Consider the following 25,274-nt stretch of genomic DNA (forward strand, 5'->3'; position numbering starts at 1 on the left):
AGAAAAAACGACCTAACTATCGAAAAAATAAACCCCGCTTAAAAAAGCAGGGTTTATCATCAATCTGAAACGCGGCTTAGGCCGCGTTTTTCAATTGTGCATAGGTAGCTGACCGCTGATACTTTGGTAAGGCCGCAATTTAAAGAGACTTAACTGCGCGAGCAAATAATCATGCAAATCAGCCTGTAAATGCTCATAGGCAACCCAGCCGGTGTTTGCACTGAAACAATAAAGCTCAATGGGCAAACCAAAATTCTGTGCTTGCAGTTCGCGCACCATCGCCAAGCAATCTTTGCTGACCAAAGGATGTTGCTTTAAATACGCTTCGGCATAACGCCGAAACAGTGCTACGTTAGTGATGTCTGCAGATACCTCAGCAAGTATTTCTGCCATCAAAGGCAACTTGCTTAACTCAGTTCGCTCCGTCTCACTGACGATTTTGATGCTGTTCAAATCAATGTAAATTGCCCGCGTAATACGGCGCCCCGCCGACTCTTGCATTGCACGCCAATTTTTAAACGAGCCAGCAATCAGAGCATAAGTGGGGATAGTGGTAACGGTATTATCCCAGTTGCGCACCCGCACAGTATTAAGGCCTAAATCAATCACTTCACCATTGGCGCCATAGGTATCCATTTGGATCCAGTCGCCAGTGGTCACTAAGCGGTTAGCAGCGATTTGTATACTGGCAACAAAACCTAAAATGGTGTCTTTGAACACCAATAACGTCACCGCGGCTATAGCGCCAAACCCAGAGAGAATATAAGTAGGCGATTTATCCAGTAAAATACTCACTACTAAAATGGTACAAACGATAAAAGTAACGAGTTTAACGACTTGAATGATCCCTTGGATCGGCACTTCTTTGGCAAAACTTAATTGATTATAAATACCGTGACACAGGCCTACTACGCTACTTATTAAAAACCCAGCAACCACCACTAGCACGATTTGACCACCTACATGGCTAAGCTCCAGCGCCCAGTCCGGCAACACCAACACTTGCTCGTAGCTGGCCAAAAATGCGACTGCACAGATAAGTGCGGCAAGACGGCGATTGCATTTGTTGAGTAGTCCTGACAAGTGCCCAATCCTTGATGGGGATAAGCGCGTGATCAGTTTTTGAATGGTCGGCAACATTAACCGCCGAGTAAAACCATACAGCAGCATTAACATTAAGATGCCAATACCATTGGCAAACAAGGCGCTCAATATGGCGCCTTGTGGAATAGCTTCAAACCAAGGCAATAACAGGGTTTGCAAGCTGACATTCATCATAATTGTTCTAATTCCTTGTGTACTGCTGGCATCTTATTTACCAACACTGCATTTTGCGCTTCGATAAAAGCATCTTTTTCTTGCCACAATGAGTTCACGTAGTGCTGAAACTGCACTCGGTACTCTTTATCCAGTTGGTAATTGCCAACTGGCACCGAATCCATAGTGCGCTGTGCGATTGCAACTCGTACGCCATTGAGGCGCCCTTGCATAAAGCTGCGGCAAATGTGCTGATCTGGCGTATCATAAATTAAAGTGGTGTTTAAAATACCATCCAGTTGTGACGCTAATACTTCCAAGGCGAAGGCTACCCCACCCGCTTTAGGTTTAAGCAAATGGCGAAAAGGGCTATTTTGCTGACTGTGTTTACGCGCAGTAAAACGCGTCCCTTCAACAAAATTGATAATGGTAGTGGGATAGTCACGAAATGCTTTGCAACTAGCTTTAGTGCGCTCCACATCTAAACCTTTGAGTTTAGGGTTTTTGGCAATTTGTGCTTTAGTCGCGCGTTTCATAAACGGCATGCCTAACGCCCAAGCACCTGAGCCAATAAACGGCACATATTTCAGTTCATCTTTGAGGAAAAATTTCGGCGCAGGCAACACATCCACCGCACTTAAGACTACGATATCCAACCAGCTTAAGTGGTTTGCCATTAACAAATACCAGCCTTGTTTACTGACTTGACCGTCAACCTCAACATGGATTTTGCCACAACCAATACGCAAACCTAAGGCGTTACCACGACACCATTGGTAGTAACCAAAATGCAATGCGTTGGATATAGGTTTCAACGGTAACACCAATTTCACTATGCCGAATAGCAGTACCACAGTGCCCCAAATTAAAGTATTGGCCAGTAGCACTAAAGTGGCTACGACACCAACAAACCAATTGGGCAGAATTCGTTTTAACATACCGACTTCCTCCGTTACTTGTTGTGCAGTTGCTGCAAAGCCTGATCTTTTTGCTGCCACACCCGATTCAGCTCGCCTTGGAAGCGCACCCGAAAATCACTGTCGCCGCTATAATCACCGCGCCAATTATCGTCCACTGCCATGACCTCAACCTGAACATCTACGCTAGGTACACGACCTGCCACAAAATCCATAAAAGTTGGTCGTCCCGCGGGGTAGTGCAGAGTCACATTCACAATCTGATTAATCTGCTCGCCCATAGCTTGCATCACAAAAGCCACGCCGCCTGCTTTTGGTTTTAACAGAAACTCAAACGGGCTTTGCTGGCGCTGGTGTTTAGCGTCAGTAAAACGCGTCCCTTCCACAAAATTTACGATACTCACTGGCATAGTTTTAAACTTCTCACAGGCTTTACGCGTTGTTTCTAAGTCTTTGCCTTTCAGTTTAGGGTTTTTCTTAATTTGGCTTTTGCTACTGCGCGTCATAAACGGAAAATCCAATGCCCACCAAGCCAAGCCCAAAATTGGCACATAGATCAGTTCTTTTTTCAAAAAGAAATTCAAAAATGGAATTTGCCGATGCAAAACCCGCTGTAATACCAAGATGTCGACCCAACTTTGGTGATTGGCTATCACTAAGTACCAATCTTTCGGTTTTAATGCCGGCATGGCTGCAAGCCGGATCTGCGTGTTGGTGAACAGTCGTTGATTAAGATTGTTGCCAGCCACCCAAAAGCTCGCACACGCCTTGGCTAGGCTACCAGTCCACTTTTGCCAAGCCGGCAGCGGCAGTAGTTTAAGCAAACCAAAAATAAAAATTGGGATAAACCAGAAAATGGTATTTAAAACGTAAAGCGTCAAGCCAAACACAGTACGAAACAGCGACATTGCTTCTCCTTTCACAGTGCCAGTAAACCATAGCAACGATATTGAAAACCGCAGGGAATTGCAAAATGCACCTAGCAGGTAACGAACCGGCTCAAGATTTGTAGTTAGCTTAAAACAAACCCAAGTTACCGGAAAACCTCGCTATCATATCACTAAATTGTCGTTATTCGCCGATAGTTTATGCAAGTAAGACCAGCATTTAGCAAATTTTGCCAAGCACGCCATAAACACGACAAATTCGCAACTGTTGGCTAAAATAGATTGAGCTGGGCGCGCTGCGCTGGCACAATTTCCTCTTAGTGTTTTTTTAAAGTGTGATTGACGATATGGCAAACTTAGAAGCAAACCGTTGGTTTACTGAGATCAGCGACCGAGACGGTAGTGCGTTTTCGCTACGAGTAAAACGTAAACTGGACGAGAAACAATCACCATTCCAACTCGTTGAAATGTTTGAAACCACAGACTTTGGCAACCTAATGATCATCGACGGTTGTACCATGGTCAGCAGCCGTGAAAACTTTTTCTATCACGAAATGATGAGCCACCCGGCACTATTTTCACACCCTGCACCAAAAAATGTTGTGATCATTGGCGGTGGTGACTGCGGTACATTGCGTGAAGTGCTTAAGCATCCTGATGTAGAAACGGTGACGCAAATCGATATCGACGAAGTCGTCACGGAAATGTCGTTAAAGTATTTCCCAGAACTGTGTGAATCCAACCAAGATCCGCGCGCCACTATAATGTTTGACGACGGCATCAAATATATGCGCGAAGCGCTGCCTGAGTCGATTGATATTATTATTGTCGACGGCACAGATCCAGTAGGCCCAGGCGAAGGCTTGTTTAACCATGCCTTTTATCGTAGCTGTTTAGCGGCGCTGCGCCCTGGTGGTATTATGATCCAGCAAAGTGAATCACCACTCATGCACATGGAGCTGTTGCTAGAAATGCGTGAGGCAATGCTAGAAGTCGGTTTTGTTGATTTGCAAACCTTGCCATTCCCGCAACCGATTTATCCAAGCGGCTTATGGTCAGCCACCATGGCACGTAAGTCAGCAGCGTTTAACGGCTTTCGTGAAGCCGATGCCGATAATGCCAGTTTTAGCACTGAGTATTACAACAGCGGCATCCATAAAGGTGCATTAGCCACACCTAACTTTATGCAGCGTGCCTTTGCTAAACAACGTAGCAGATAACCTCAGCTTGCTATAACAAAACGGCCGCACAGTGGCCGTTTCGTCTTTTTGGCGAGCTTAGCCTATTGTTTGCTTCTTAGCGCCGCACTCCGTGACGCGGTTAACCGTGTTTAAAAATGCAGCCAATCAAACTGATACTCTAACACCACGCGCCACTGCGTTTCACTCACGGCCTGCGGCAAGTTTACCGCTGCACGATTATCCACTTCACTGTGTTGGTAAAGCCATTCAACACCACCTTGCCATTGCTTATGCCAGTTAAAGCGATAGCTTAAGGTCAAAGCTCGACCAGCACTTTGGTTGGGATCAAATACCCAACCGTCACGGTCTTTGACATTAAAGTGCTCCGCGCGCGCGCTCACTCGGTGCGCACCGAATTGATGACTTACCAGCACAAAGTAACTGCTAAGGTCGTTGTCGACCCCGCGATTTTTCCCCATCGCAGTATTGCCGTCGAGCCACTGCGCAATCACGCGGGTTTGCGCATCAAACTTATACAACCACGCCACACTCAGAAACTTGGTATCCCAAGCATACTGCCCCGTGCGATAGTTTATTGCGCTTGAGTCACCATGATTATCATACCAATACACTCTTAATTGTTGACGTTTTTGATAATCCCAATGCACCCCAGTGTAATAACCCCATTTGCCATCCACTTCGCTAAAAGGCTCAACCTCATTGGCTTGCCAGCGCAGTTGCGGCTGCTGTAGTGAGCGCACCGGAGGAAACGCTACGCGCTCATTAAACATAGACTGCCTATCATGCACCGCAAAACCACGCCACGCGAGCATAGTACCGGCAGGGTCATTGCCTTTAAAAAAACCAACATGGGCACTGATATCATGCGCTGAGCGAAAGCGTTTACCGAGCCGCGTGATACTCAGCTCACTACCAAAAGTACGCACTTCTTCACCGAGCCACGCATTGATAGCCGAAAAGCTATAATTGTAGGGTGAACTCCAGCCAAATTGGGGATTTTCCAGTGACATTGCGGGGTAAAAACCACCCACTTTGGCCGCAAATTGATAGCCCGATGCGCTGAGTGGTTTATATTGCAGATACGCTTCTGTCAGGCCAAAACTCACGGTGGGATCGGGTACATATTGACCACTGATATGCGCTGACCAACTATCAGCAAGCTCAATCCGCCCATCCAACCATAGCCGTGATAACTGCACGCTATCACTGTTGCTGTCAAAACGCAGATTACTCCAACCATGATCTAGCCAGCTTTTCCCTGACTCGCGTGACACGGCACTTAACTGCGCTTTGCCTTCTAACTGCACCGTCGCATTAGCAGGTAAAGCCAAAGGCAGTAATAGCACCAAACTTAGCCATGGGTTGATATGATTAGTCTTCATAGCCGTCCAATTCATCACTGAACACCTCGCGCTTTTCCATTAACTGCTGTTTTATTTGATAGCGTAACTGGTTTTGCTCTGCATTTAACCGCCAAACCAGTTGCTCAGGGGTGTTGAGATCTTGAAATCTTTCATGCCAGACTTTTAATTGATACTCACCAAACGGTAATTCACCTTGCCACCGCCCATTTTCATCCGTAACACCAAAGAGCGGACTGTCAACCACCACAATATAACCCAACATCCAGTCATGAATATTGCAGCCAAGCTCGACTATGCCGGAGGTATCAAAACGAATAGGGGCATGGGGTTTATCACGATAGAGTTTAAGTTCAAACGCTTTACTACTAGAAAACGAGTAAACATGGTGCAAAATATTGTCAAAGTTAGGAAAGTCCACTTCCGCCCCTTGAGGCACGACCAAAATATGCGGTACGAAAGAGCGTTGCTTCTGCCCCATTTCATATTTTTGTGGCGCGGTAAGCGCAACTTGTTTGCTCCCTTCGCCTTTGAACCACACGACCGCATTAGGTAGTGCTTGTCCCTGCGAGTCAACCACAGTGAGTTCAGCAGCTTGAACCTTAAACAATGTCAAAAGTGCCAGTAATCCCAATTTTTTCATTATAGCTTTCCGTTACGCGCACGAATGTTATTCACTATACGCCACCAGCAGCGAATTGCTAATGGCATTTTGAGTTCTTAACTAGACCTGATTGTTATTACAATTCATTCGCTTAGCAGAACAGATCGGATAACTTGTTGAATACGTATGCAAGACATGGTGCAACGCGGCTATCGCCAGTAAGGTTAGCAAAACAACAACGAGGAACTACACCATGCGCTTTTCATTGCTGATGCTTGGGCTATGGAGTTCGATGACGCTAGCTGCAACACACAGTGTACGCTCACCGAATGGCGAAATTGAAGTATCGCTTTCAGACGATCAACATCCCCACTATGCGGTGTCTTTTCATGGCAAACCTGTGATAAATGACTCCAAACTTGGTTTTGACTTTCAGGTTGCCCCTTCTTTTCGCGAAGGCTTTAAAATTGTCAGTGCCACGACAGCGAAACATGATGAGGTATGGCAACAACCTTGGGGCGAAGAGCGAGAGGTTCGCGATGCCCATCATGAATTAGCGGTAACCTTCGCCCATCCCACGCAAAAAACTCAATATACCGTACGCGTGAGAGCCTTTGATGACGGCATTGGTTTTCGCTACGAAGTCGCGCATGAAAAACCACTCAATATCGTGCGCGAATTGACCGAGTTCAGTGTTGCCAACAGTGACAAAGCCACCGCGTGGTGGATACCCGCGCGCGGTTGGAATCGCTACGAATATGTCTATAACACCACCCCACTGCATGACGCTGCGCTCGTCCATACGCCGTTTACCTTTAAAACTGCTGACGGTAGTCATTTCAGTATTCATGAGGCGGCCTTAGTTGATTACGCCGCCATGACGCTTAATCAGCGTCGTTCAGGGACTTTTGTTAGTGACCTAACCCCTTGGTCTGATGGCACAGCAGTAAAAACCAACGGCACATTTAACACGCCATGGCGTACCATTCAAATCGCAGATCAGGCTACTGGCCTACTTAACTCGCGGATGATTTTAAATCTCAATGAACCAAACCAACTTGGCGATGTTTCTTGGGTAGAACCCGGCAAATACATTGGGATTTGGTGGGGCATGCACATCAACAAAAATACTTGGTCGAGTGGCGAAAAACACGGCGCGACCACAGAAAATACCAAACAATACCTTAGCTTTGCAGCAGAAAATGGCTTTGATGGAGTGTTAGTGGAAGGCTGGAACATCGGTTGGGATGGCGACTGGTTCTTTAATGGTGATGTATTTAGCTTTACCCAACCTTACCCTGACTTTGATTTGACCGCCATTAGTGAACATGGCAAAAAAGTCGGTGCTAAACTGATTGGTCACCATGAAACCTCCGGCAATGTCAGCAACTACCGTAAACAAATGGACGCTGCTTTCGCGCTATATCAAAATGCAGGTGTCAGCCGAGTCAAAACTGGCTATGTTGCCGACGGCGGTAATATCAAACGCATTGATGACAATGGCGATGCCCGTTATGAGTGGCACGACGGCCAGTTTATGGTCAATGAATACCTTTACAACATCAAACTTGCTGCCAAATACAACATAAGTATCAACACCCATGAGCCGATTAAAGATACCGGTTTGCGTCGCACTTATCCGAACTGGTTGGCACGTGAAGGGGCGCGAGGCCAGGAGTTTAACGCTTGGGGCACCCCACCTAATCCACCTGAACATACCCCTATGCTCGCGTTTACCCGCATGTTAGCCGGCCCGATGGACTTCACTCCTGGGATCTTTGATATGAGCTTCAATGGTTTAGGGGATAACACCAATCGCCCACAAACCACCTTAGCCAAGCAACTGGCTTTGTACGTGGTGCTGTATAGTCCAATTCAAATGGCGGCCGATCTCCCAGAAAATTACCTTGCGCGTCCTGATGCGTTCCAATTTATCAAAGACGTCCCGACCGATTGGGAAAAGAGTATCGCGTTGGCAGGTGAAGTCGGCGACTACGTGGTCTTTGCCCGCAAAGAGAAAAAGCACAAACACTACAGTGGTAACGACTGGTTTTTAGGTGCCATTAGCGATGAACAAGCACGTGACATCAAAGTAAAACTGGATTTCTTAGAACCCGGTAAGCGCTTTGAAGCACAAATTTACCAAGATGGAAAAGACGCTGAGTGGAAATGGAAGCCTTATGAACTCACAGTGACAAAGCAAATCGTCACTAGTAAAGATACGCTGACATTACACTTAGCCACCAGCGGTGGTACAGCTATTCGCTTTAAAGCCCTCTAACCTACAACCAGCAGCGCTTTTGGTACAAACCACCGCGAGCGCTGCATCTGCTACTACTATTTTTATATGCCATAATAAACTTGCGCAAAAACCCCTGACCGCCTTGCACACCATGCCAAAGCAAAATAAAGTAGAGCTAGGATTAGATAGGCACAAGACGTCATGGCTATTACCCGCGCGCAGCAGCAATTACTACAACAGAGCTTAGAACAACTTATTGTCATTCCAGCTGCGCTCGATGACTTTTACGCCGCGCTAATTGAATTTGCGCCACATACCGCCACTCTATTTAGCACTGAGCGCACCCAGCATAGCCAACGTTTACTCATCGCATTTCAAGCCATTATTAAAGGGCTGGAACAGCCAGAAAAGTTGGTGCCTTTGCTGCAACGTTTGGCACAACGACATCTTGATTATGGCGTGACCACGGCGGATTTTACACCGTTTGGCAATGCTTGGTTATATGTGCTGAAAGCGCAATTGGGTGACACATGGAGTCCAGCGCACCGTGATGCCTGGGTTGCGTTGTTGCGTTTAATCGCGACGGTGATGAAACAACAAATGCAAAAGCAGCTGACCACTGACGTTCAATAATCTCCCCAAACTACTTGGAGCTGCGGGTAAACGGCAAGTGAGCAAATCCCCATGAGCATGTGATTAGGTTACGCGTGCGCAGCCAACGCCGCTGCGGCTTCAAGTAGGCAGAATATAGACACGCACGCAATTGCGCCCTTCTGTAAAGTTTGCGGATTATTTCCTTCAAGCTAGCTTACCTTTATCATTCACGCTGATTGCGTTAATTGACTTGCGCAATAGCAGCTTCGATGCGAGATTCGCATAAAGTGGTGCCAGGTAAAGTGGCACAATAATCACTGGCGGTATCCAAACTCTGGCGTTGACTCTGGCGCTCAGCCAAACGCGCGGCATAGTATTGCTGGTCTTGAGCGGTGTCCGCCACCGCCATAAAAGCTTGTAGGCGTTCGATTTCATCGCTCACCATATCTTGTACTGCACGTAAACGCGCGGATAAACCCATATAGCGCTCAGGAATTGGATTAGACCCAGCCGCCGCTAACTCGTAATGACCTGAATCTTGATAAGATTCAACCTCATAGCTCAACACATTGAGATGCTCATCGCTAAGGTCTTGAGCGTAATCGCCACCATCGAGCAAATAGGCAAACAGCCGTTCGGCATAGTCAATACATGGGTCGAGATTGTCAGTTTTGCAATGCATCGCGCCACCAGCACTTAATGCGGCCAGTTTTGGCGTCATGCCGCCATCGGTATTCACCTGCACGCTGTACACCGCGTTTTCGGTGGCCTTTAAAAACTCTTTGGTTTTGGTAATGGTCTTTTTGAAAAACAGTACTTTGATTTTGATCTTAGTCTGAAACCATTCATATTCTTGCTTAGTGCGAAAATGCAATTTTGCGCTGAGATAAACCTTGCTGCCTAAACGCACATTGTGAATAAAACTGTCGCCACAGCTTGCCCGCACCGCAGCCGGATCGGTCTGTAACAGTTGCACATAATCTGCTTTTACCGTCCGCTGTTCAAAATTATAACTGCCCTTTTCATAACCTAATTCCACTACCGAAGCGGCGCTATTGTTGTTTTCCGTGACTTTACGGCGCATGGAAAACTTCACTGAGCCACCAAAAATCACCAAATTAATGCCGCCTTGCACGCTCCCTGCGATGGTGTTGATCATGGTTTGCGAATCAAACGCGCCGCGATATGCGAGGTCGCCTTGGCTACCGCCTTGAAAATGCCATACGCCATTTAAACAAGCTTCTTTTGGCATGCCGCTCTCCAGCTCAAATCCTTGTCCGAGCTGCTCTGAGGCGGTATCAAGTGAATAAAAGGTGTGACTGACTGCTGGCAACGCCAAAACGCTACACAACCACAATAGTAGGTTACGCATGGTTTGTTTCCTTGTTGTGAAGTGCGACAAGAGGGGCAATGCCCCTCACTATGACAGGTTAGTTATCAAACGCTGAGCCATAAGATGGCAGTGCGCGCTTACATGGCAACCACACCATCAACCCTTGAACCGGATCGTTCGGATCAACAAAGGTCGGCGCCCAGCCTAAGTTGCGATAACCTAGTGAAGTTTGATTGTCTTCTACGCCAAAGTTGGCGGTGGCTTCGCGAGCATTCTCACATTTGAAGTACTGAGTCATGTTATCTGCGGGAATGTTTAAGTCAGCCAAGCTGTAATCAACGACACAATCGACACCACTGCTACCACAGCTGTTGAGATAGTCATTCCAACTGTCGGTACAAGCCGTGCCATAGGGATTATCACGACAAATACGCGCATGTTCTTCATAGATCCACGCATTAGAATAGGCTGCCGCTTTCACCCGCTCCGCTTTTAGACGTTGTGCTTCGGTCATCCAACTCGCGTATTGAGCCAATACCGCTCTGGCGCGATACTCATGATTCACCGACTTTTTGAATTGGTCTTCCAACCACAAGGTACGATACGTCGTTTCAAAACGAATATCACGATTGCCTGAATCTAAGCGTCTGACATCTTGTGAGCTGACTTCATAGGGTGTGGCTTTGTATCGCACCACATTGTAATCAGACAAACCGTTAAACTGCGCCCCAAAGTCATTTTTGGCGTAGTTCACTGCTTGCTCAAACAAAGTAAAGCAAGGTTTGTAGTTATCTAACGAACAGGTAATGATGTTGTTTGGGATAATGCTCAGCAGCTGTTTTGGGTCACCGCCTTTTTGCAGAGCACGTACCGTGATCCGCACGCTCTTTTTCAAATCTTCATCAATGTAATTGAGTTTGCCATCGACTTTGATACCGATATTACCGGCCCCATAGCTGACCCCCAAGTAACCACCAATCTCACTTTTGTGCTGCTCACTTAAGTATTCAATTTTCATATTGATCAGCAGTTGTGCACCATATTCAATTTCGCTGATAAAAGCGTCACCCGCCATGGTCATCAACTGACTTTGGTACTCATTGGCAAGCGTATTACCAGAAGCCGTAAGCTTAAACCCTTGGTTACTATCAAGCGGTTGTAAAACACGCTTTTTCGGTGTTAATGATGCTTGAAATGTGTAGGTGTTAGAAAATTCTGTCGATGCCATTTCTTTGGCAAGATGGCCACCAGCATTGACGCGAATTACCGGAAACCCGACATCGACATCCACGTTACCATTAAGTTGGCGCAACACTTCATCATAACTGCCGTTATTGACTAACTCAAATTGCACTCGGGTATTGCCCATGGTTTCAACGGTTTTACCCGCCACGGTTTGGACATTTAAGAATTTCTTTTTATCGCTATTGTAAGCCGTGCCTAAAATCACATGGTCGTTCATCAACCCTGGAATTTCACTTTGAAAACTGTTTGTCGCCATGGCTTTTTGGCGTAGCGCTAGTTCGTTGTCTTGTGACTTTGCATTCGCTTGGCCAATGACACTACCTGCAGCAAGGGCAAGCAGCATTGCAGTCTGATTTAATTTCATGATCTCACCCTTATTTCACATACAGTAAGTAGTCTTCAACTTCACCTGAATCCACCTCTTTACAGGCATCGTTACTACCGCCGAGATAATCCATGGTGATGCGCATTTTAGTCACACCGGTTTTGCTCCCCGCAGGCGCTTTTAACTGAATACTGATAGGTTGCTCTGAAACCCCAGCAAATTGCGCTTCGCCGCTATCGTTAAAGTCACCGTCTTGATTCCAGTCGACAAACACATGCCAAGTTTCTGGGTAAGTTTCTGCACTGGAAAACCCAGGGGTTAAGGTCAGCTCGTAACTTTTATCACGATAAAGCTTGGCAGCTTGACCCACATAGTTACTGTAAAAAGTATTGCCTGTGGTATTAACTAGGCCTGCCAATTTAACGTTCTTGATATACTCATAATCCCGCTCACGGGACTGAGTGGCGCAGTATTTCGGCATTTTGTTGCTCACCATCATGGCGCTTATCTGATAATCCGAGGGGATCTGATTACAACTTTGCTTTGGTGAAATACCCGCAAACCAATTCTTCGGATTGGCTTGCTCTTCATCGCCAAAGGTCAAATAACGCGCATCACTACGTAATTGCCCATCTTTATATAAAAGTGCTTGTTTTAGATTGGCAATTTTCTGCTCGTTGGGGATGGGGTTAGTCGGGTCAAAAATATTGTCTGCGACTTCAATCAAAAGCCCCGGATAGCATTTTTCTAACCATTGATAGCGGCCAAGTGCTTGCGATGAGGTCAAAATATCGCGCGATTCATATAAGCTGTCATTGGCATAAACCGGTTGTGTACTTGCTGCGCCGACTAAGGCTAAGGCAAGGCTACTCAAGATAATCGTTTTCATGGTGTGCTCCTTACAGTTCTAGCCAGTGGCGCTCGTATTGATTAACGCGGCTTTGAGTTTGTAGTTCGCGGTCGCGGCAATAGTTACCTATCGGGTTGCGTTTACAGTAAGCCACGGCATCAGCCAGAATAAATGAGTTAAACTGGGCGTTATCGCGAATTTGCTCAAGGGCAGAACGCTGCGCACTATTAAGCTCACTACCGTAGTAGTTGATGAGATTATCGGCACGGCGGTTGTCCATAATGGCTTCAACCCAATCGTCACTCATGTTTTTTAGTGCCAATTTGGTCAAGATACTTTTGCCAGGGTAAACGTCATCTGGCACCAGTGCTTTGAGACTAGGGCCAGATTCTTTGTAGTTAGTGGTAAACACTTTACTGACGTTATAGTTATCAAGGCTACTGAACTGGTTCACGTAATTCGTTTTGAGGTAATCGATACTATTTTTGAATACTTCAAAACATGGCGTTGGATTTTCCATCGTACAGTTAACCAACTGATTTGGTATCACTTTTAATAGTTGAGTAGGATCTCCGCCGAGCTGTAATGCCGACACCGTGACTTTAATATTACGTTTCACGTCAGCATCGACTTTTTGCAATTTACCGCTGACGCTGACTTTACCCGCCCAATCCACACCAAGCTGACCACCCCACTTAACCTTATCTTCATCATTTTTGTACTGGAACTTTAGCGTCACCATCACTTGTGAGCCGTACTCCAGCGCCGAGACAAACTCATTGCCGATAGTGTTAAATTTATCACCGGGATTGTCGTTGACTAAGTTAAGGGCTGCCTCTGAAGGGCGATATCCGGTGATGGGATCCGCAACCAGCAAACGCTTCTTCGGTTTTAACGATAAAAACAAGGTATAAGTCCCAGTGTAGTTGTCCGCCGCATTTTGTTTGGCGTAACTGGCACCCACGCCGACTTTAATAACGGGAACATCCAACGCCGCACCGAGATTGCCATCGAGCATATTGGAGAGTTGGGTGTAACTCATATCAACCCCAACAACAAAATCCATTTCTGTATTGCCGTAACTTTCATCGACCTGACCAAGCACGCTTTGCAGTGCGAAATAGCCTTCTTTTTCAGTGTGATAGGCAGTTCCTAACGATAAAGTATCTAATTCACTGCCTGAGGTATGATTTGGCGTTGCGGCGTACGAGGCAGACATTGCACATGTAGCAAGCCCTGCCGCGAGCGCACACGCTAGCGGTTTAACATTATTTATCATGATCTTTTCCTTAGAGAATGGGGCCAGCTTGCACTGACCCCAGCAAGATTAGTTCAAGCTATTGAGGTAATCGGTTTTCCATTTTTCAGGTAAACGCTCAAGAATTTCCTCAGGCGTGAGGCGCAGGTTCTGATCTTTGTAGTTAAATTCATCTTGAGTGGATAAATCACCGACCGCTAAACCGTTAGCAAACATCGCGAAATTGCGCGTATCTGCAAACTGTGAACCTTCTTTTGGCGCTAACTTAAGGTTGTAAATCTTGTCTTTGTATTGCTCTTTAGTTACTTCTTTAACCAAAATCGAGCCTTTCTCAGTTAAGATCTGGTCGCCCGGTTCCAGCTCTTTAGCCCAAATGATGCCTTTATTGACAGTCGAGACTGGGTGCGTTTCTGTCATCAAAATATAGCTGTGCTTAGTGCCTTTCACCCGGTACATTTGAATCGCTTCAATCCCCACCGACACGTCAATAACTGTCATCGCTTCAGTTAAGTGCGGATTTTGCGCCAAGGCGCCGCGTACTAAATCGCCTTTTTTAATCGTCTCTATGGCTTGTTGTTGCCCGTCCGCCATAGTGATCAAAGTACCAGTCGCTAAGCAGCTGTAGCCTAGTTTCATCGGCGGCAGCACTTCGCTGTAGTAATTACCAAAACGCGCTGCTTGTTCAGAGGTAATCGAAATTTGGAACGGACGTGCTTCGGCATTGGCCCCACGGCGTTTAAAGTATGGGAAACCTTTCACCGCAAACGTCATATACCAATTGGCTTGAGCTATGTTAGAAAACAGTTTGGCATTACCAAAACGGCCTTCTGCACGCGGAATATTCCAACGGATAATCGACTCTTGGTTTACAGTATCCACTTCCACTTCTAAATAATCAGAGAAATGTTTGATGGTGTTATTTAAACCAAGATAGCTTTGTTTGGTCGCGCCACCATAATTCCCCTCTTGCAGGTAAATGTTGGTTAATTCATCGACCCCGTTTGGACGTTGATCAATAGGCAGATTGGTCGGGTAAATTTCGGTAATTTCGTGACCAACACGAATTTCACCATTAAATGGGATATTGACGTCGGTGATCTCATTGGCATCACCCACTTGGTCGGCAGCATAGTCACAGTCAGCATGCTGACGGTTTAAACAGATTTTAATCACCGCATCGTTGTTTTTATCAACAGGTGCCGTAGCCACGTAACGAGGTCTGCCGTCATTGACCAAGGTCGATAATGACTCGGTATCTGTCAAAGCAGCAACGCCCTTGGCTTGTGGCAGCAAAGTGCCATATGCGGCATTAATGTGTTCCCAAGAAAACGGATATTCAGTGTATTTGATGGTCGAACTGATAGTGCCATCTTCATTTTCCAACTCGACATAGGAGCTTGCGTAAATCGTTTCTAAGTTTGGAAATTGCTGTTTGAGGGTTTTTAGCGACACCACTGAACTGGCTAAGGTATCTTTACCATCCAACACATTCATCGTGCTGCCAAGCGGGGCAATCTGATTGCCGTTGGCATCTTCCAACAGAATGTCTATATAGGTCGCTTGGGTGCCACCAAAACGAGAGCTTTTTGCCCTTACCATCAAGTACGGCTCATTATTATCCGTTGATACAGCCACATTCATATCCAAAAATAAATGTGCATCTTTAATAATATCAAGCTGGCTGGCATCCACTGGCGGCACAGCAGCGGCACTCATCAGGGTTTTACGCGCTTTTTGCTGTGACTTTAGAATATCTAACGATTTATGCAATTGAGGAAACTTATCTTTCGTCCGTTTGGCTTTATGCAAACGTGATTTTGCCAACGCATAATGCTGCGGGTTGGTCATATCTAGTTCCCGCACCCCTTGCTCATTTGGTGTGGTGATACGGGTTCCTTGCTCTGCAGCAGGGCCTTGCACTACGGCAATCGTCGTTGTTTGTTCAGTGCTTGCTTCAGCTTGCGGGGCAGCGTACAGAGCATGACTGACGGACAGCGCCAGCAGCATAGGTACACATTTTCTAACAGTCGGCTTGTTCATCTCTTATATCCTTTAATTTTTAATTATTTCAACTAAATAGTCTTCAATTTCACCACTTCCTGAAGTGGCAGAACTGCGATAGTCAGAACAGGGGTCAATACTGTTGATACGGCTGAAATCGTAGTACTGGAGGATCCGCATACGCGTGCGTGTCACACCTGAACTGAATGGGTTGGCTGGCAACTGGAAAGTACCTTGTACATAGCCATTGCCATAGTCTTGGGTGGTGTTATCAAAGTCGGCCACCACAAGTTCCGCTCTGTTGTTACGCCAATCACCATCACCAAACTGACCATCCTGATTGAAGTCGATCCAGATATGGTAGTTTTCCGCGAATTTATCCGCACCGGCATAGCCTGCCTCAATGCGGTAGGTGTTGTTTTGGCCAACATATAACTTAATAGGTTGATCTGGATTCACGACCCCCGGCTGTTCGTTGTTACTAAACGGACCGATATTATTCATCGTGACTTTTGCGATATGTTCGTAGTCGGTAAAACCTTGTGCTTGGCAATAATTCACCGGTTGGGTTGGCGCAATGGTCACTGGAATAGTGATTGAGCCTTCGACGGTTTCCCAGTAGAGGTTGGAGTATGTGATTTTTAATCGCACTGAATAGTTACCCGCTTGTGCGAAAATATGACTGTTGTCTTTATCAAAGCGATTACTGCTGACAATTTGCTCTGCGCTACCATCACCAAACAACCACGCCAGCGTGACATAGGGATAGTAAGGGGAGTCTTGCGGTTTAGTGGTTTGGTTATCAAATACCACTTCAAAACGGCCATCCGCTAATTCGGTGACTTGATAACTCAGTTGCGGTTTAAAGCTCGCACTACCAATCGCAATGGTTTTCTCTACACTCTGGTTACCATCTTGATGGCGAATGGTGAGTTTAACTGGATAGTCGCCTGAATCCGCATACGTATGGCTGGTTTTAAGTTGGGTCGAGGTTGCCCCATCACCAAACTCCCAAAACGCTGTGCTGCCCAGCGGCATCACACTCGCTTCACCATTAACAGTGACCGTTTTGCCATCAACACTATGTTCGAATTTAGGGGTAATTTGCGTTTGGAAATTAACGCTTTTCTGCCATCTAGAAAGCTCGTCACCAAAGCGGTCTAACGCACGTAACTCTACTTGATAGGTACCGCTTTGACGATATTGATGACGCGGTGATTTTTCCGAACTTTGTAAACCATCACCAAACTGCCAGCGCCAGCTAGTCACTCGCGCATCTAACGTCTGATTGTTAAATTGCACAGCGTTGACACTGTTTTGTACTTGAACTTGCAGATTGACCGGATCATGGTTGGCAACCAGATGAACTTGATAATCCTCCACTTCTCCCCAAGACAAGTCTCCACAAGCTTGCTTTAACAAGCCAAACGACACCGCACTGCGTAAGCGATAGGTTTTATCTACCGCTCCAGCAATCGAGATTTCACCACTAAAGTTCTGTTTATCTGTGCCTGACAACACCAATTCAGTATTTTTATCAAATAAGCCATCGTCATTTTTATCGAGCCACACATAGAAGTTTTTGGTTTTGTCGACGCTGTCGGGATGACTACCAGCTGTTAACGCAACGCGCAGTGTATTGCCATCTTTTAATGTCACCACATCTGCAGTGTGATCACTATAGCTGGCGCTACCTGAGTTTTTTTGCAGCTCGTTTAAGGTGACTTTCGCCAAATAATATTTGTCGAAATTAACCCCTTGCGCCGCACAATAATCCGTGTTAACTGTGATGGGAATGCTATAAACGTCAGTTTCACCACTGGGTGCCGTCGCGGTGAGTGTCACCGTATATTCACCCGCAGCGTTAAATTCATGGGCAGGAGCAAAATCATGACTCAGAGGGCTGTTATCACCAAAGTCCCATGTCCATTGCCAACCTTGGCTATTTTGCTCAGTTGGGGCACCCGCTAAACGGGTTAAGTTATTAAATTGATAAGCTAAGAAACGTCGTGAAAAAGCAAATTCAGTTTCAAGGCCACTATCCACTTGCAGATTAATGCCTACTTGCGCAAACGCCTTGCGCACATGGTTTTTCAACTCTTTGTTTTGCCAAGCATTGCCATCTTGCTTTTTAACATTGTCAGCAAGTAATGCGTCTCGTACCACAGAAGTTTGGCGAAACACACAGTCTGCGGCACTCACATAAGTGCTATTACCTAGCCAACAAGCCTTGTTTGCATTGGCAAATAAAATAAAAGCATATTTGGTATTCCAAGGGCTCGGTTCACTGGCAAGATTAGCGGTGGCGAGATGATAAAAGGCTTTGTTAAATACGCCGGCGCCATGATGAGCCGTGACGGTATTGTCGTAGTCATTTACGTGAGCAATAGAGCTGCCATCCTGACGTGGGTCGGCAAAGTAACGTAGCGCATCATCAATCCGGTATGCTTCATGATTACTCTTCCAGTCATTGCTACCTGATTGGAAAAACTCCGCCGCTTCCCCTGCCATGTCCGAAAACGCTTCGTTAATCGCTCGCGCTTGTCCAGTTAACATGGATTTGGGGGTTGAGGTACCAAACTCTTCGGTAAAGCCATGCGAGATCTCATGCGCTACCACGTCGAGAGCAACCATAGGGTAAAACAGAAAATCACCATCGCCGAGGTACACTTGACCATTTTCATAGAAGGCTTGATCCATGTTTAAGCCATAGTGCACATTTTGAATGATCTTGCGCTCAAAATAGGGTTTATGACCAAGATACGCTTCATACATCAGACTCGTCAGCTGAGCGTGGTAGTGGGCATCATTCAGTGGTGAATTGGCGCCGTGATAAAGTTTATAGTCGTTGCGTGTTGAGCTACTACAATCATAGCTATAAGGCTTGGAAACCGCGGCTGTGCCGTGTTTATAATCTCGGGTTTCGACGTTTTTGGCGTCAAAATAACAGAGGTTTGCTTGACCAGAATCATCCATTGCCACCACAAAGGTGCTGGGTGGATATTGCACATAGCCCGCTTGGTTAAAGTCGGTACGAGGCAGCTTGGCATTGCCCGATGGGCCACTGCCACCTTCTAGTGTGTTCCGTTGTAATTCGTCTAGTTGCTCTAACACTTCGCCAGTAGCTAAGTCGATAAAGACCAAGAGTTTTTGCGGTTGGCTATCGCCGCTAGTTAAATCAGTAAAAAAACTTAACCGAGCAGCGTGATGTGCCGTACCGTTTTTATCAACAAAAATAACCGTGTCGATTTGTTCATTGCTAAAAAGTCGATTTTGTTGACCGAAATAACGGATTTTGAACTCAGCTAACAAGGTTTTGAGCTGTAACTCGGATACAGATTTTAACTCACCTAGGTCAGCTGCTAACCCTTGCTGTAACACGCCATAAACCTGCTCAAGCTGCTGTGACTCGTCAAACAACAACACAATATCGTGCCCCCAGACCGTCACGCCTTGGTAGCTTTGTTTGAGGTTCACTATGCTTTGTTTACCTTGCGTTTCAGTCGCGATGACATGCAACATTTGCTTATCACCGAGCAGTTGGTTTAAGCGATTGAATACTTTTGCTCGCTCACTTGCCAGTGTTGCTTTGAATGCCATCTGGCTATTTTTTTCACTCTGTAACAAAGCGACTTGATTAAATAAATCTATTTGCTGCGCGCCATAACTAGGTGCCATCACTGCACTTATTAGCATGCCAAAAAGCGTTACCTTCTGCATATACACTCCGTTAATGCAATTAACTGTTGTCAGTGCATCACTGTCACTGATTGGAGTACCACAATTATTTAATTAAACATCAAGAATTGAGTAGAAACTCCAATATAACGCACAAAATAAGACTTTAAAATTACATTTTGTAAACATTTTTATAACCTTATGTTATTGCAAAAATTTTATTTTTTTGCCTCATAAGTAATATAAGCATATGTAATTTATTAATTTATTAATTTATTCGATAAATCAAAGCAATTACGAAAACTAACCACCAGACAAAAATTAACTTTATTGCAATAATCGATATCGAATAACCTCTTGATTTATTGCCAATGAGTGAGGGGATGGAATACCTTTTTGTGCAAAAAATAGCCACCAATAACTCGCGCCATACTATCCATTTATTGTGATGTCATCACTAACCTTATCTAAAGTTGGCGGGAGCTGACTTAGCATCGAACTTGCACTGGCGTTGCACTTTTGCATCTGCAAACTTCAGCTACACTTGATAAAAAGCAAAGAAATCAATTTAAAGGTGCATAAACTGATGCCACAAAGTGCGCGAGTTAAGGTTAGACATTGGTTACTCATGCTAGTGTTATCTTTAGCGGCTATAAGCTGCTCTTCAGATCACCCAAGCTACTTGCGCGTTGCGGCAAATACTTGGATTGGTTACACCCCACTGTATCTAGCTGACGATATGCGGCTGTTTGAGCCTGATCTAATCCACTTGGTCGAAATGTCATCCGCATCTGAAGTCATACATGCCTTTCGCTCTGGGGCAATTGAGGTAGCGGCCTTGACTTTAGATGAAGCTATGACCGTACTAGAAGATGATTTTGACATTCAGGTCATTCTCGTTCTTGATATTTCCAACGGTTCAGATGTGTTGTTGGCAAAACCAGATATACCTTCAATTGCAGCGTTAAAAGGTAAAACCATCGCTGTAGAGTACAGCGCTGTGGGTGCGCTGGTATTGGATAGCGCGTTGAAAAAGGCGGGTTTGACTCCAGCTGATATCACCATTCGTAGCTGCACTTTGGATGACCATGCCGCTTGCTATCAACAAACAGATGCACTCGTCACCTTTGACCCAATGAAAACACATTTGCTTGAGCAAGGTGCGAAAATACTCTTTAGCAGCGCGCAAATGCCCAATTTAATTGTCGATGTACTTGTGACTCATAGACAAGTTATCAAGGAACAGCCGCAACAATTACAGCAGCTGATCAACCATTATTTCGCCGCCAGAACAAAGATGACTGAAGCGCCTGAAGAGTCATGGCAAACTTTGGAGCGCTTGTTGAAAATCCCTACGAGGCAATTGCATCAAGCTAGTTTGGGCATAACCTGGGCAGATTTAGCTTTGAATCAACATTTTCTTGCATCGGCCGGTGGTATTCATACAACCCTCGCCGAGCTTAAGCATACTATGTTGACGCGCAAGCTGTTAAAGCGACCGCTTAATACCGACGCCTTTATCAATGACCAATTTGTTAAGCAATATGCCAATCAGCAACACGGAGCCAAACAGTGATAGTGATCCGCTCCATTCCCATTCGGCTTTGGCTCCCGATTTGGACCTGCATCACTTTACTCTTGGTGATGTCTGGGATTTTGATCCACACCTATCAAGATCAACGCAAACAGTTATTACAGCAGAGCCATGTGCAGCTGCTCAACCAAATGACAGCATTAAGCCGAGAAATGCAGCATCACTTGCGAACCAATCAGCTCACTGATTTACAACGCTTGTTCCAAAACAATGGGCTTAACAGCCGCTATCGTTATCTCATCGCGACCGATCAACAAGGGATTATTCAATTTAGTTTGAAAAAGCGCTATGTTGGGTTTGAACTGCAGCAAACGGAACTACCTGCGTCACCCACTTACACCACGACCGCACAACAATCCGGCAAACCTGTCATCGACTTTAACCCCCATTTACAGAGCTTTTTTATCTACTTCCCCTATACCACGGCGCGCAGTGACACAGCACTGCGGCCGCTTAGTAATGGCGTGATATTTGCCCAGTATACGCTCCATCAAGACATTAAAGTGCTCAAACAGCAAACCATTAACAAAAGCCTCTTTAGTTTATTTTTTGTTCTACTCATTACGCTATTTTTAACCCTGTTTATTCGCTATTTCGTGATGAAGCCCATTGCTGAAATGATAGATGCAACCCATTTTTTGGCGCAACGAGGCGACCAAGCCGTGATGAAAATAGAAGGCGACGGTGAGTTTGCGACCCTTGCTGAAAACTTCAATGTGATGGCGGCAGAGCTAGACGAAAAAATCTCCGCATTACGTCAAGCAAAAAATCATGCAATCACACAACAAGAGTTACTTACCAGTTTTCTCAACGCCTTACCCGATCTCCTCTTTGTCGTCACACAACATGGCGACATAGTGAAATTCCATAGCGCGCCCGATCATAATCTTAAATTGCTACCGGAACTTTTTGTCAACAAACATATTTCTGCTGTGCTGCCAACTGAGGTTGCCAACAAGTTTCAATTGGCCATTACCGACACCCTCAAAAACAACTTACTTACCACTGTGGATTACCAAATGCACATCAACCACAGTGACAGATATTTTGAAGCGCGGATCAGCCCAATCAAAAACCTCAATGAGGTTGCGATTATTGTCCGCGATGTAACGGAGCAAAAACGCCAAGAAGAGCTGATCTTCCGCCATGCTTTTTATGATAGCCTAACCGGTCTCCCCAACCGATACTTAGTATTAGAGCGACTGGCGCAAATGCTCATAGAAGCAAAGCGCAACAAAATGTCCGTTGTAGTCTTTTTTATTGACCTCGACGATTTTAAAAAGGTCAATGACTCAGCAGGCCATGAAATCGGCGACCAATTGCTGGTTGAGGCGGCTAAACGCTTAAAGGCAGCGCTACGCGAACAAGATACCGTGGCTCGTTTAGGTGGTGATGAATTTATCGTGCTGCTGAAAGACATTCACAACGACCGAGATATCTCGCCAATTGCAAATAATTTAGTGCGACTGTTTCGCAGCCCAATCAAGTTAGCACAGCGCGAATTTAACGTATCTCTCAGCCTTGGCATTGCACTCTATCCGCAAGATGGTTTGCTCGCCAATGAATTATTGAGCAGAGCTGACTCAGCCATGTATAGCGCCAAAGCCCGTGGTCGCAATACCTATAATTTTTACACAACCCAAATGAGCGAGCAGTTAAATCGGCGCTTGAAACTGGAAGAGCAGTTACAAGGCGCACTTGAACGCCAAGAGTTTAGTATTTACTATCAACCGCAATTTTCGGTATATGATCAAAGTATTATTGGTGCAGAAGCATTATTACGTTGGCACAACCCGACGCTTGGTAGTGTCTCACCAGCAGAATTTATTCCCATCGCCGAACAAAATGGCACCATTATAGAGCTGGGTAAATTCGTCATGGAACACGCCCTGACGCAAGCCAAATATTGGCAAGCTAAGCTGGAGCAACCATTTCGTATCGCAATAAATTTATCGCCACGCCAATTTCGCGACCCAAATCTTCTCTCGGATATTCAACATATTGTCGGTTCAACTAACACCTCCCCCAAATTGGTAGAATTAGAGATTACAGAAGGCGTGCTACTCAGTGGCGATGACGAATTGCATGGCAAATTACATTATCTGCATGCCATGGGCTTCCAACTCTCAATGGATGACTTTGGCACGGGTTACTCATCACTCAGTTATCTGCGCCAATATCCATTTGATGTGCTCAAAATTGACAAAGCTTTTATTCAAGATATGGATCACAAAGAAGGCCAAGAGCTGGTGAGTGCGATTATCAGTATGGCACATGGCTTGCACCTTAAAGTGGTCGCCGAAGGTATTGAAACGCTTGCGCAGTTAAAACAATTAGACCATTTTGGCTGTGATATTGGTCAAGGGTTTTTATTGGCTAAACCCATGAGTTGTAGTGAATTCGAACTTTGGTTAGGATAATGCAAACGGAAAAAACTTTATGCTATGCAGACTAATAACCAGAATATGTTAGTATCTCTTCATAGCGTAAGGATGTAGAGCATGAATGTAGAATTATTAGTAAGCAAGGCCAAGCAAGTGTGCGATAACCGCGGCGCGCGGTTTACCCCAATTAGGGAAAAAGTTTTTCGCCTCTTGGCTAGCCGTCAAGGCGGTGTAGGTGCTTATGATTTGCTGGAAGAACTAAAATTAACTGAATCCAGTGCTAAGCCTGCTACGGTTTATCGTGCTTTAGATTTTCTAGCCGAGCTTGGATTTATCCACAAAATAGAGAGCACAAATGCGTTTATGCTGTGCCATCATTTCGATCATAATCATCCAGTGCAGTTGCTGATCTGTGATAGCTGTGGTCAAGTTGATGAACTACACTCTGGAGTGTTATCTCACGAATTAAACGCCTTGGCAGCCGAGCGCGGTTTCTCCGTTACCGGACAAACCATTGAAGCACATGGCCGTTGTGAAAAGTGCAAAGATTAAGTGCAGGAAGCCAAATCGTCACTACACTTAATATTAAGCCATTAAAATGAATACTGACTCGTAAGGGAAATAAGCATGAATGTAGAGTTCATAAACCCTTTTTTATCTTCTCTAATCAATGTGTTGGCGACAATGGCAAATACCGAGCTAACACCAGGAAAACCAAAAGTTAAAAAGGATGAAGTCGCACGTGGTGATGTCTCTGGCTTAATTGGCATGGTTGGCCCACAAACTCGCGGTTCGTTCTCCATTACCTTTGACGAAAGTCTCGCTTTGGCGATTATGGAACGTATGCTAGGGGAACGACCAGACCGCATTAATGAAGAAGTCACCGATATGGTTGGTGAAATCACTAATATGGTTACCGGTGGCGCAAAGAATTTACTGGGCGAGAAAGGCTATGATTTTGACATGGCCACACCTATTGTGGTTTCAGGTTCTGGTCATACGATTACGCATAAATGCGATGGCCCAAAAATTATAATGCCTTTTACTTCAGCAGACGGCAATGCAAACATTGAAGTCAGCTTCGACAAACTATGAGTTGGTATCAAACTATGAGTTGGTATCAAACTACAATCACTTTGAAGCCTCGCTCGCGGGGCTTTCATCTTATTGATAATGAGCTACTCAATCAATTACCACAGTTGCAGCATTATCGCTGTGGCTTACTGACGTTGTTTTTACAACATACTTCTGCCAGTCTGACCATCAATGAAAATGCCGACCCTACAGTAAGAATGGATATGGAAAGCCATTTTAATCACTTCGTTCCAGAACGGCAAAGTTACTATCGTCATGACTATGAGGGTGATGATGATATGCCTGCGCACATTAAATCGAGTATTTTGGGCGTAACAGTAACTATCCCTGTCGCTGATGGTCGATTACAGCTTGGAACTTGGCAAGGAATTTATTTAGGCGAGCATCGTGACCAAGGTGGCGCGCGGAAAATTATCGCCACCTTGCAAGGGGAACTTGGCTAACCTC

General features: G+C 45.5%; 19 protein-coding genes. 8 read left to right on the forward strand and 11 right to left on the reverse strand.

Translation table 11 applies throughout. The features are described from left to right. Positions 1-90: 90 nt before the first annotated feature. From ACFOEE_RS13970 to ACFOEE_RS13980, 3 genes are read right to left on the reverse strand one after another with little or no spacing between them, the layout of a single operon-like run. Positions 91-1,278, reverse strand: coding sequence for a mechanosensitive ion channel family protein (locus tag ACFOEE_RS13970; protein WP_377125380.1), 1,188 nt, complete (start codon positions 1,276-1,278; stop codon positions 91-93). Continuing rightward, positions 1,275-2,195, reverse strand: a complete 921-nt coding sequence (locus ACFOEE_RS13975) for an acetyltransferase (RefSeq protein WP_377125383.1) — start codon at positions 2,193-2,195, stop codon at positions 1,275-1,277. Before ACFOEE_RS13975 ends, ACFOEE_RS13970 begins: the two co-directional genes overlap by 4 nt. A gap of 14 nt (positions 2,196-2,209) precedes the next feature. Then, positions 2,210-3,082: an acyltransferase gene (locus ACFOEE_RS13980; RefSeq protein ID WP_377125386.1), complete on the reverse strand. Its 873-nt coding sequence runs from the start codon at positions 3,080-3,082 to the stop codon at positions 2,210-2,212. Positions 3,083-3,408: 326 nt separating this feature from the next. Here ACFOEE_RS13980 and speE point away from each other — a divergent pair, with 326 nt between their 5' ends. Beyond that, a complete protein-coding gene (gene speE, locus ACFOEE_RS13985; RefSeq protein ID WP_377125389.1) occupies positions 3,409-4,281 on the forward strand; it encodes a polyamine aminopropyltransferase in 873 nt (290 codons plus the stop codon). Positions 4,282-4,391: 110 nt separating this feature from the next. Here speE and ACFOEE_RS13990 read toward each other — a convergent pair whose 3' ends face one another. Continuing rightward, entirely contained in the window at positions 4,392-5,660 is a 1,269-nt protein-coding gene (locus tag ACFOEE_RS13990; RefSeq protein WP_377125391.1) for a hypothetical protein, read from the reverse strand. After that, positions 5,635-6,267 carry a methylamine utilization protein gene (locus ACFOEE_RS13995; protein WP_377125394.1) on the reverse strand — a complete coding sequence of 211 codons (633 nt, stop codon included), beginning with the start codon at positions 6,265-6,267 and terminating at the stop codon, positions 5,635-5,637. Before ACFOEE_RS13995 ends, ACFOEE_RS13990 begins: the two co-directional genes overlap by 26 nt. A gap of 214 nt (positions 6,268-6,481) precedes the next feature. Between ACFOEE_RS13995 and ACFOEE_RS14000 the strand changes: the two genes are divergently transcribed. Together ACFOEE_RS14000 and ACFOEE_RS14005 are read left to right on the forward strand one after the other, a co-directional pair. Further along, a complete protein-coding gene (locus ACFOEE_RS14000) occupies positions 6,482-8,509 on the forward strand; it encodes a glycoside hydrolase family 97 protein (RefSeq protein ID WP_377125397.1) in 2,028 nt (675 codons plus the stop codon). Positions 8,510-8,671: 162 nt separating this feature from the next. Beyond that, positions 8,672-9,103 carry a globin domain-containing protein gene (locus ACFOEE_RS14005; protein WP_377125400.1) on the forward strand — a complete coding sequence of 144 codons (432 nt, stop codon included), beginning with the start codon at positions 8,672-8,674 and terminating at the stop codon, positions 9,101-9,103. Between the two features lie 202 nt (positions 9,104-9,305). Here the strand turns inward: ACFOEE_RS14005 and ACFOEE_RS14010 are convergent, their stop codons facing one another. Genes ACFOEE_RS14010 through ACFOEE_RS14035 form a run of 6 tightly spaced genes read right to left on the reverse strand, consistent with a single transcriptional unit; the run spans position 9,306 to position 19,796 of the window. Beyond that, positions 9,306-10,436, reverse strand: coding sequence for a hypothetical protein (locus ACFOEE_RS14010; protein WP_377125403.1), 1,131 nt, complete (start codon positions 10,434-10,436; stop codon positions 9,306-9,308). A 58-nt stretch (positions 10,437-10,494) separates the two neighbouring features. Then, positions 10,495-12,006, reverse strand: coding sequence for a hypothetical protein (locus ACFOEE_RS14015; RefSeq protein ID WP_377125406.1), 1,512 nt, complete (start codon positions 12,004-12,006; stop codon positions 10,495-10,497). A gap of 10 nt (positions 12,007-12,016) precedes the next feature. Then, complete coding sequence (locus tag ACFOEE_RS14020; RefSeq protein ID WP_377125409.1) at positions 12,017-12,856, reverse strand: GEVED domain-containing protein; 840 nt, start codon at positions 12,854-12,856, stop codon at positions 12,017-12,019. A gap of 10 nt (positions 12,857-12,866) precedes the next feature. After that, positions 12,867-14,096, reverse strand: a complete 1,230-nt coding sequence (locus ACFOEE_RS14025) for an internalin (protein WP_377125412.1) — start codon at positions 14,094-14,096, stop codon at positions 12,867-12,869. Positions 14,097-14,144: 48 nt separating this feature from the next. After that, on the reverse strand, positions 14,145-16,115 hold the full coding sequence (locus tag ACFOEE_RS14030) for a Hint domain-containing protein (RefSeq protein ID WP_377125415.1): 1,971 nt from the start codon (positions 16,113-16,115) through the stop codon (positions 14,145-14,147). A 12-nt stretch (positions 16,116-16,127) separates the two neighbouring features. Next, the gene (locus ACFOEE_RS14035) at positions 16,128-19,796 is read right to left on the reverse strand and encodes a PKD domain-containing protein (RefSeq protein ID WP_377125417.1); all 3,669 of its coding nucleotides are present in this window, start codon (positions 19,794-19,796) and stop codon (positions 16,128-16,130) included. A gap of 586 nt (positions 19,797-20,382) precedes the next feature. Here ACFOEE_RS14035 and ACFOEE_RS14040 point away from each other — a divergent pair. The 5 genes from ACFOEE_RS14040 to ACFOEE_RS14060 all read left to right on the forward strand — a co-directional run bounded on the left by ACFOEE_RS14040 (position 20,383) and on the right by ACFOEE_RS14060 (position 25,270). Beyond that, positions 20,383-21,330, forward strand: a complete 948-nt coding sequence (locus tag ACFOEE_RS14040; protein WP_377125420.1) for an ABC transporter substrate-binding protein — start codon at positions 20,383-20,385, stop codon at positions 21,328-21,330. After that, entirely contained in the window at positions 21,327-23,768 is a 2,442-nt protein-coding gene (locus ACFOEE_RS14045; protein WP_377125423.1) for an EAL domain-containing protein, read from the forward strand. Before ACFOEE_RS14040 ends, ACFOEE_RS14045 begins: the two co-directional genes overlap by 4 nt. Positions 23,769-23,849: 81 nt before the next feature. Next, positions 23,850-24,284 carry a transcriptional repressor gene (locus ACFOEE_RS14050; RefSeq protein WP_377125426.1) on the forward strand — a complete coding sequence of 145 codons (435 nt, stop codon included), beginning with the start codon at positions 23,850-23,852 and terminating at the stop codon, positions 24,282-24,284. Between the two features lie 75 nt (positions 24,285-24,359). Continuing rightward, entirely contained in the window at positions 24,360-24,827 is a 468-nt protein-coding gene (locus tag ACFOEE_RS14055; protein WP_377125429.1) for a chemotaxis protein CheX, read from the forward strand. 14 nt (positions 24,828-24,841) lie between these two features. Continuing rightward, the gene (locus ACFOEE_RS14060) at positions 24,842-25,270 is read left to right on the forward strand and encodes a secondary thiamine-phosphate synthase enzyme YjbQ (RefSeq protein ID WP_377125432.1); all 429 of its coding nucleotides are present in this window, start codon (positions 24,842-24,844) and stop codon (positions 25,268-25,270) included. The last annotated feature ends 4 nt before the right edge of the window (positions 25,271-25,274 follow it).

It is taken from the genome of Pseudoalteromonas fenneropenaei, assembly GCF_042643375.1.
Taxonomy (GTDB): Bacteria; Pseudomonadota; Gammaproteobacteria; order Enterobacterales; family Alteromonadaceae; genus Pseudoalteromonas; species Pseudoalteromonas fenneropenaei.

What these genes read in the sequence shown, in the direction of transcription:
- ACFOEE_RS13990 (WP_377125391.1), bottom strand. Translation starts at nt 5,660, where the DNA reads ATGAATTGGACGGCTATGAAGACTAATCATATCAACCCATGGCTAAGT.
- ACFOEE_RS14040 (WP_377125420.1), top strand. Translation starts at nt 20,383, where the DNA reads ATGCTAGTGTTATCTTTAGCGGCTATAAGCTGCTCTTCAGATCACCCA.
- ACFOEE_RS14055 (WP_377125429.1), top strand. Translation starts at nt 24,360, where the DNA reads ATGAATGTAGAGTTCATAAACCCTTTTTTATCTTCTCTAATCAATGTG.
- ACFOEE_RS14035 (WP_377125417.1), bottom strand. Translation starts at nt 19,796, where the DNA reads ATGCAGAAGGTAACGCTTTTTGGCATGCTAATAAGTGCAGTGATGGCA.
- speE (WP_377125389.1), top strand. Translation starts at nt 3,409, where the DNA reads ATGGCAAACTTAGAAGCAAACCGTTGGTTTACTGAGATCAGCGACCGA.
- ACFOEE_RS14010 (WP_377125403.1), bottom strand. Translation starts at nt 10,436, where the DNA reads ATGCGTAACCTACTATTGTGGTTGTGTAGCGTTTTGGCGTTGCCAGCA.
- ACFOEE_RS13975 (WP_377125383.1), bottom strand. Translation starts at nt 2,195, where the DNA reads ATGTTAAAACGAATTCTGCCCAATTGGTTTGTTGGTGTCGTAGCCACT.
- ACFOEE_RS13980 (WP_377125386.1), bottom strand. Translation starts at nt 3,082, where the DNA reads ATGTCGCTGTTTCGTACTGTGTTTGGCTTGACGCTTTACGTTTTAAAT.
- ACFOEE_RS14015 (WP_377125406.1), bottom strand. Translation starts at nt 12,006, where the DNA reads ATGAAATTAAATCAGACTGCAATGCTGCTTGCCCTTGCTGCAGGTAGT.
- ACFOEE_RS13970 (WP_377125380.1), bottom strand. Translation starts at nt 1,278, where the DNA reads ATGATGAATGTCAGCTTGCAAACCCTGTTATTGCCTTGGTTTGAAGCT.
- ACFOEE_RS14060 (WP_377125432.1), top strand. Translation starts at nt 24,842, where the DNA reads ATGAGTTGGTATCAAACTACAATCACTTTGAAGCCTCGCTCGCGGGGC.
- ACFOEE_RS14030 (WP_377125415.1), bottom strand. Translation starts at nt 16,115, where the DNA reads ATGAACAAGCCGACTGTTAGAAAATGTGTACCTATGCTGCTGGCGCTG.
- ACFOEE_RS14025 (WP_377125412.1), bottom strand. Translation starts at nt 14,096, where the DNA reads ATGATAAATAATGTTAAACCGCTAGCGTGTGCGCTCGCGGCAGGGCTT.
- ACFOEE_RS13995 (WP_377125394.1), bottom strand. Translation starts at nt 6,267, where the DNA reads ATGAAAAAATTGGGATTACTGGCACTTTTGACATTGTTTAAGGTTCAA.
- ACFOEE_RS14005 (WP_377125400.1), top strand. Translation starts at nt 8,672, where the DNA reads ATGGCTATTACCCGCGCGCAGCAGCAATTACTACAACAGAGCTTAGAA.
- ACFOEE_RS14020 (WP_377125409.1), bottom strand. Translation starts at nt 12,856, where the DNA reads ATGAAAACGATTATCTTGAGTAGCCTTGCCTTAGCCTTAGTCGGCGCA.
- ACFOEE_RS14000 (WP_377125397.1), top strand. Translation starts at nt 6,482, where the DNA reads ATGCGCTTTTCATTGCTGATGCTTGGGCTATGGAGTTCGATGACGCTA.
- ACFOEE_RS14050 (WP_377125426.1), top strand. Translation starts at nt 23,850, where the DNA reads ATGAATGTAGAATTATTAGTAAGCAAGGCCAAGCAAGTGTGCGATAAC.